Source organism: Mycobacterium sp. E1715, from assembly GCF_001667625.1.
Classification (GTDB): domain Bacteria; phylum Actinomycetota; class Actinomycetes; order Mycobacteriales; family Mycobacteriaceae; genus Mycobacterium.
The window spans coordinates 1-5,721 of the sequence record NZ_LZJJ01000133.1 but is presented as its reverse complement, the minus strand read 5'-3'; the positions used below and the strand labels follow the sequence as shown (position 1 = coordinate 5,721).

Sequence of the window (5,721 nt, the reverse complement as noted above, 5' to 3'; positions counted from 1 at the left end):
CGCAGAGTTCACCGGCGTCCTTGCCGACCTTCTCCGGGGTGGACACGCACACGCCCGTCAGCTCGAACTGCGGATTGGTGATCAGCTCGGCCAGGGCCAACCCTCCGACGTTTCCGGTACCGACATGCGCGACGCGGATCGCCATGAGAGTCTCCGTCCGTTGAGCGCTCCAAACGTTTCTAGACAGTAGTCCATAAAATCTTTGCCGCATACCGGCGGACGGGTCGCGATCACCCGGGGCAGAATGGCTGGCTGATGACACAACGCGAAGACGTCCGATTCCCCTCCGGTGGCGATCTGATCAGCGCCTGGCTCTACCGGCCGGAGGGCGGAGAACGCGCGCCCCTGCTGGTGATGGCGCACGGCCTGGGCGGGGTGCGAACCATGCGGCTGGACGCGTACGCCGAACGGTTCAGCGCGGCCGGGTACGCCTGCCTGGTGTTCGACTACCGCAACTTCGGCGACAGCGAGGGCCGGCCCCGCCAGGTGCTCGATGTCGGACTGCAGCTCGCCGACTGGGCGGCGGCGGTCGCCTACGCGCGCACCCTGCCCGGGATCGACCCCGACCGAATCGCGTTGTGGGGCACCTCGTTTGCCGGCGGCCACGTGATCGCCACGGCGGCCCGGCTGCCGGGCATCGCGGCCGCGATCGCCCAATGCCCCTTCACCGACGGCATCGCGTCGGCGCGCACCATCAGCAACCCGCTGGTCTTCGCTCAAGTCGGTCTGCTGGCGGCGCGTGACCTGCTGGCCGCCCGGATGCGCAAGCCCCCGGTGATGGTGCCGACGGTCGGGAGACCGGGCGACGTCGCGCTGATGACCACGCCCGACGCCTACCCCGGCTACCTCAGGCTCGTCCCCGCGGGTGAGGAACTGACCAACGAGGTGGCGGCCCGCATCGCGTTGACGATCATGGCCTACCGTCCCGGCCGCGACACCGCGAAGATTCCCTGCCCGATCCTGTTCTGCGTGTGCGAAGCCGACTCGGTCGCACCGGCGGCGCCGACGCTGCGCTACGCGGCCAAGGCCCCGCGCGGCGAGGTCAAGCTGTACCCCGAGGGCCATTTCGCGATCTACGTCGACGAGGCGTTCGAGCGTGTCGTCGCCGACCAGCTCGCCTTCCTCGACAGACACCTCAAGGGTGTGAGTCCTTAGGGACCGAGCGGGGAGCTCGTGCGGATCGCTTCGTCACGGATCAGGCCGCGCAGCAGCGCGGTGCTGAATTCCGCGGCGATCTCCTTGGCGCTGCGACGTCCACTGGGGCGCAACCACCGGTAGGCACCGAGTGTCATGCCGATGTAGCCGAGCGCCAGGACGTGCGAATCGCACTGGTAGAACTCGCCGCTGGCGATCCCCCGATCGATGAGGCCGTGGACGTGTTCGTAAACCTGGGTCTCCTTCTCGCGGACCGCGGCGACCTGCTCCTCGGAGAACCACTCGGTGATGTAGGGCTGCTCCTGGAAGTAGACGGCCGCGCCCTCGGGGTTGGCGGCGATCTGGTCCAGCAGCCGCACGGTGTACTGATACAGCGCCTCGCGGGCGGTCATCGACGGATCGTCGTGAACGGCGGCCAGCGTCCGCTCGGCGGCCTGCTGGTAGATGTCGTAGAGGATCAGGGACTTGCTGGCGTAGTAGTGGTAGACCGTCGCCTTGTTCAGGCCGATCACGTCCGCGACGTCGTCCATCCGGGTGCCGTGGTAGCCGCGCGCGGCGAACAGCTTGGTGGCGACAGCCAGCAGCTCCTCACGTCGCGTTAGTCCGTTCTCGGATGGCATCTGCCCTCGCTATCGTCACTGCCGGGCGGGACCTAGGGTGCCGGGCAAGGCCAATTATCAATCAACTGGTTGGACAGTTTAGGCAAACGCCAGGTGTCGCCCCGACACGGATGGGACTAGACTCGCTGTCACAAAGCTCAAGTCGCGACTGGAGGGGTGGCCTCATGGATCCGAGTCCGGACTACGACGCTAGCGACGAGATCGAGTTCTTCTTCCGCTACGTCCCGTGGGGGCTGCGCGGGGTGGTCGACGGCAACGGCTACCCGCCGCCCGCCTACCCGCCCGTCTAGCGACCCTGGTGGCGACCCGCAGCGCCCGGCTCCGCCGCGCTCGCGATCGCCACGGCCGTCTGGCCCTTAAAGCGCCTTCAGTTCCTCGGCGACCTCGGTCACCGACTTCTTCGCGTCCCCGAACAGCATCGTCGTCCCCTCGGCGTAGAACAGCGGGTTGTCGATGCCCGCGAACCCGGAGTTCATCGACCGCTTGAGCACGATCACCGACTTGGCCTTGTCGACGTTGAGAATGGGCATGCCATAGATCGGACTGGATTGCTCGTTGCGCGCCGCCGGGTTGGTGACGTCGTTGGCGCCGATGACGATCGCCACGTCGGTGCGGGCGAACTCGTCGTTGATGTCGTCCATGTCCTTCATGGCGTCGTAGTCGACCTCGGCCTCGGCCAGCAGCACGTTCATGTGGCCGGGCATGCGGCCGGCGACCGGGTGGATCGCGTACTTGACCGGGACGCCCTTGTCCTCCAGCAGCGAAGCCATGTCCTTGACCGCGTGTTGGGCCTGCGCGACCGCCAGACCGTAGCCGGGAACCACGATCACCTGGTTGGCGTAGGCCATCTGGATCGCCGCGTCGGCGGCCGACGTGGCCTTGACGTGCTTGTCGCCTCCGCCGTCGCCACTGGGCGCGACGCCGCCGCCGCCGAATCCGCCCGCGACGATCGCCGGGATGGAGCGGTTCATCGCCTTGGCCATCAGGTTGGTCAGGATCGAACCGGAGGCGCCGACGATCATGCCCGCCACGATCATCGCGGTGTTGTTCAGCGCCAGGCCGGCCGCTGCGGCCGACAGCCCGGTCATCGCGTTGAGCAGGGAGATGACCACCGGCATGTCGGCGCCGCCGATCGGCAGCACCACCATCAGGCCGAGCACACCGGCGGCGGCCAGCAGGCCAATCATCCACCACAGCGGCACCCCACCGGTGCCGGGGTGGGCGTGCAGGCCGATCACCACCGCGGCGGCCACCGCGGCGGCCAGCAGCAGCAGGTTGATCGGCTGTTGCGCCCTGCCGAACCCGATCGGCGATCCGGAGATGATCTCCTGCAGCTTGCCGAACGCGATGATCGATCCCCAGAACGAGATCGACCCGATGATCGCGGCGAAGAGCGACGCCACGACGATGTGCACGGTCGGCGACTCCCCGTGCTGGAAGGCCGAGAAGCCGCTGGTCTCAATGAATTCCGACAGCGCGATCAGCGCGACGGTGCCGCCGCCCACGCCGTTGAAGAAGGCCACCAGCTGCGGCATGGCGGTCATCTTGGTCAGCCGGGCGGGCGGAACGCCGAGCACCACGCCCACGACCAGGCCGGCGATGATCAGCACCCAGGACTCGGTATGGCGGATCTTGATCAGCGTCGCGCCCACGGCGATGGCCATGCCGACCGCGGCGATCAGGTTGCCCCGCACCGCGGTCTTGGGCCCGGTCAGGCCCATCAAGCCATAGATGAAGAGGGCGAACGAGATGATGTAGAGGACGGTGACCAGGTAGTTCATTTCGCCGCCAGGTCTTCGGTCTTCACGGGCACGGCCTTCTTCTTGCCCTTGAACATCCCGAGCATCCGGTCGGTGACGATGAAGCCGCCGATGACGTTGAGCGTCCCGAACACCACCGCGACGAACAGGATGATCTGCACCGCCAGCGAGGGGTGCTCCACCTCGCCGAAGACCACCAGCGCCCCCAGCACCACGATGCCGTGAATCGCGTTGGTCCCCGACATCAACGGCGTGTGCAGGGTGTTGGGCACCTTGGAGATGACGGCGAACCCGACGAACCCGGACAGCACCAGGATCGCCAGATTGGCCAATAACTCGTCGTACATGTAGTCCTCTCAGGCCCGCGTGACACAGGAGGCCGCAACGACCTCGTCGTCGAAGTCGGGGGCCAGCTTGCCATCGGTGATCAACAGGTCCAGTAGCGCCGTGATGTTCTTGCTGTACAGCTCGCTGGCGTGCTCGGGCATCGTCGCCGGCAGGTTCAGCGGCGAGGCGATGGTCACGTCGTGCTTGACGACCGTCTTCCCGGGCTCGGTGAGTTCGCAGTTGCCTCCGGTCTCCCCGGCCAGGTCGACGACGACGCTGCCGGGCTTCATCGACTCCACGGCCGCGGCGGTCACCAGGCGCGGCGCGGGACGCCCCGGGACGAGCGCGGTGGTGATCACGACGTCGAACCCGGCGATCGCCTTCTCCAGCGACTCCTGCTGCTCGGCGCGTTCGGACTCGGTGAGCTCGCGGGCGTATCCGCCCTCACCGGCCGCGTCGATGCCGAGGTCCAGCCACTGCGCCCCCACCGAGCGGACCTGGTCGGCCACCTCCGGGCGCACGTCGTAACCGGAGGTGCGCGCGCCCAGCCGCTTGGCCGTCGCAAGCGCTTGCAGGCCGGCCACCCCGACGCCGAGCACCAGCACGCTGGCCGGCTTCACGGTGCCGGCCGCCGTGGTCAGCATGGGGAAGAACCGCGTCGACTCCGACGCGGCCAGCAGGACGGCCTTATAGCCGGCCACGTTGGCCTGCGACGAGAGCGCGTCCATCACCTGGGCCCGCGAGATGCGCGGAATGGCCTCGAGCGCGAACGCCTGCACCCCGGCCTCGGTCAGCGCGCCGATCGAGTTGTCGGCGTTGCGCGGTGCCAGGAACCCGATGAGCGTCTGCCCGCGGCGCAGCCTGCCGACCTCTTCTTTGGTCGGCGGCGCCACCTTCACGACGATGTCGGCGGTCCAGGCGTCCCCGATGCTCGCGCCGGCCTCGGTGTAGAGCTGGTCGGGCAGCAACGCCTTTTCGCCCGCCCCCGACTCGACCACCACCGCCACACCGCTGCTGATCAGCGACGCCACCGCCTTGGGGACCAGCGCGACCCGTCGTTCGTCGGCCCCGGACTCGGCGACCACCCCTACCGTCGTCTGCGCATCTGTCATGGCGCGTACATCTGCTTTCCCGTTTCCTGCCGTTTGGATGTGCCGCTGGCTGGCCGCACGCTTCGCTACCTTAACGCCTGCCGGTTTTCGGCCCGGACGTGCGATCGACCGGGGCGGGATGCCCCCGAGCGGCCGATCGACTCCCGTCGATGGTTCGTCACCCGAGGCGCACGCAGTACCGGCCGCCGTGTTGTGGAGTCACACCAAGGCGTTGTGGCCGCGGCGGGTTACCAGAGCGGGATGTCCCGGCCGTGCTGGTCGGCGGGCCGCGGGCCGAAGTAGCGGCGCTCGGACTCGTCGATGCGCACGTCGTTGATGCTGGCCTCGCGACGCGCCATCAACCCCGACGGGGAGAACTCCCACAGCTCGTTGCCGTAGCTGCGGTACCACTGGCCGCCCGCGTCGCGGCATTCGTATTGGAACCGAACGGCGATGCGGTTGTCGTGAAAGTCCCACAAGCTTTTCCGCAACGCGTAGTCGAGCTCGCGCTGCCACTTACGGGTCAGGAACGCCACGATCGCGTCGCGGCCGACGACGTGTTCGTCGCGGTTTCGCCACTGCGAGTCGGGCGTGTAGGCCAGGCTGACCTGGTGCGGGTCGCGGGTGTTCCACGCGTCCTCGGCGGCCTGCACCTTCTGCAGCGCCGTCTCGTAGGTGAACGGGGGCAACGGCGGACGGGACTCGGTCATGGCGTCCATGGTGCTCGACGGCAATCGCGACACATAAACGTCTGCGACGACACGCCGC

7 protein-coding genes and 1 pseudogene are annotated in these 5,721 nt (G+C 68.0%); 2 read left to right on the top strand and 6 right to left on the bottom strand.

Annotated elements, in window-relative coordinates; translation table 11 throughout:
- Nucleotides 1–145, bottom strand: a pseudogene (locus A9X03_RS29120) (diacylglycerol kinase); the annotation flags it as partial.
- Between the two features lie 110 nt (nucleotides 146–255).
- Here A9X03_RS29120 and A9X03_RS07275 point away from each other — a divergent pair.
- Nucleotides 256–1,155 carry an alpha/beta hydrolase gene (locus A9X03_RS07275; protein ID WP_067755240.1) on the top strand — a complete coding sequence of 300 codons (900 nt, stop codon included), beginning with the start codon at nucleotides 256–258 and terminating at the stop codon, nucleotides 1,153–1,155.
- Here the strand turns inward: A9X03_RS07275 and A9X03_RS07270 are convergent.
- Nucleotides 1,152–1,775, bottom strand: a complete 624-nt coding sequence (locus A9X03_RS07270) for a TetR/AcrR family transcriptional regulator (protein ID WP_067755243.1) — start codon at nucleotides 1,773–1,775, stop codon at nucleotides 1,152–1,154. The genes A9X03_RS07275 and A9X03_RS07270 overlap by 4 nt on opposite strands.
- A 164-nt stretch (nucleotides 1,776–1,939) precedes the next feature.
- Between A9X03_RS07270 and A9X03_RS29115 the strand changes: the two genes are divergently transcribed.
- Nucleotides 1,940–2,065 (top strand): hypothetical protein, encoded by a 126-nt coding sequence (locus A9X03_RS29115; protein ID WP_007167223.1) that lies wholly within the window; start codon nucleotides 1,940–1,942, stop codon nucleotides 2,063–2,065.
- 66 nt (nucleotides 2,066–2,131) lie between these two features.
- On the opposite strand, the gene A9X03_RS07265 is transcribed toward A9X03_RS29115, so the two are convergent.
- The 4 genes from A9X03_RS07265 to A9X03_RS07250 all read right to left on the bottom strand — a co-directional run bounded on the left by A9X03_RS07265 (nucleotide 2,132) and on the right by A9X03_RS07250 (nucleotide 5,663).
- Nucleotides 2,132–3,556, bottom strand: a complete 1,425-nt coding sequence (locus A9X03_RS07265; protein ID WP_067755250.1) for an NAD(P)(+) transhydrogenase (Re/Si-specific) subunit beta — start codon at nucleotides 3,554–3,556, stop codon at nucleotides 2,132–2,134.
- Nucleotides 3,553–3,882 carry an NAD(P) transhydrogenase subunit alpha gene (locus A9X03_RS07260; protein ID WP_007167221.1) on the bottom strand — a complete coding sequence of 110 codons (330 nt, stop codon included), beginning with the start codon at nucleotides 3,880–3,882 and terminating at the stop codon, nucleotides 3,553–3,555. The genes A9X03_RS07265 and A9X03_RS07260 overlap by 4 nt, the downstream gene beginning before the upstream one ends.
- Nucleotides 3,883–3,891: 9 nt before the next feature.
- Nucleotides 3,892–4,974 carry a Re/Si-specific NAD(P)(+) transhydrogenase subunit alpha gene (locus A9X03_RS07255; RefSeq protein WP_067755253.1) on the bottom strand — a complete coding sequence of 361 codons (1,083 nt, stop codon included), beginning with the start codon at nucleotides 4,972–4,974 and terminating at the stop codon, nucleotides 3,892–3,894.
- A gap of 227 nt (nucleotides 4,975–5,201) precedes the next feature.
- Nucleotides 5,202–5,663 (bottom strand): nuclear transport factor 2 family protein, encoded by a 462-nt coding sequence (locus A9X03_RS07250; protein WP_067755348.1) that lies wholly within the window; start codon nucleotides 5,661–5,663, stop codon nucleotides 5,202–5,204.
- Nucleotides 5,664–5,721: the final 58 nt, after the last annotated feature.

What these genes read in the sequence shown, in the direction of transcription:
- A9X03_RS07275 (WP_067755240.1), top strand. Translation starts at nt 256, where the DNA reads ATGACACAACGCGAAGACGTCCGATTCCCCTCCGGTGGCGATCTGATC.
- A9X03_RS07270 (WP_067755243.1), bottom strand. Translation starts at nt 1,775, where the DNA reads ATGCCATCCGAGAACGGACTAACGCGACGTGAGGAGCTGCTGGCTGTC.
- A9X03_RS29115 (WP_007167223.1), top strand. Translation starts at nt 1,940, where the DNA reads ATGGATCCGAGTCCGGACTACGACGCTAGCGACGAGATCGAGTTCTTC.
- A9X03_RS07265 (WP_067755250.1), bottom strand. Translation starts at nt 3,556, where the DNA reads ATGAACTACCTGGTCACCGTCCTCTACATCATCTCGTTCGCCCTCTTC.
- A9X03_RS07260 (WP_007167221.1), bottom strand. Translation starts at nt 3,882, where the DNA reads ATGTACGACGAGTTATTGGCCAATCTGGCGATCCTGGTGCTGTCCGGG.
- A9X03_RS07255 (WP_067755253.1), bottom strand. Translation starts at nt 4,974, where the DNA reads ATGACAGATGCGCAGACGACGGTAGGGGTGGTCGCCGAGTCCGGGGCC.
- A9X03_RS07250 (WP_067755348.1), bottom strand. Translation starts at nt 5,663, where the DNA reads ATGACCGAGTCCCGTCCGCCGTTGCCCCCGTTCACCTACGAGACGGCG.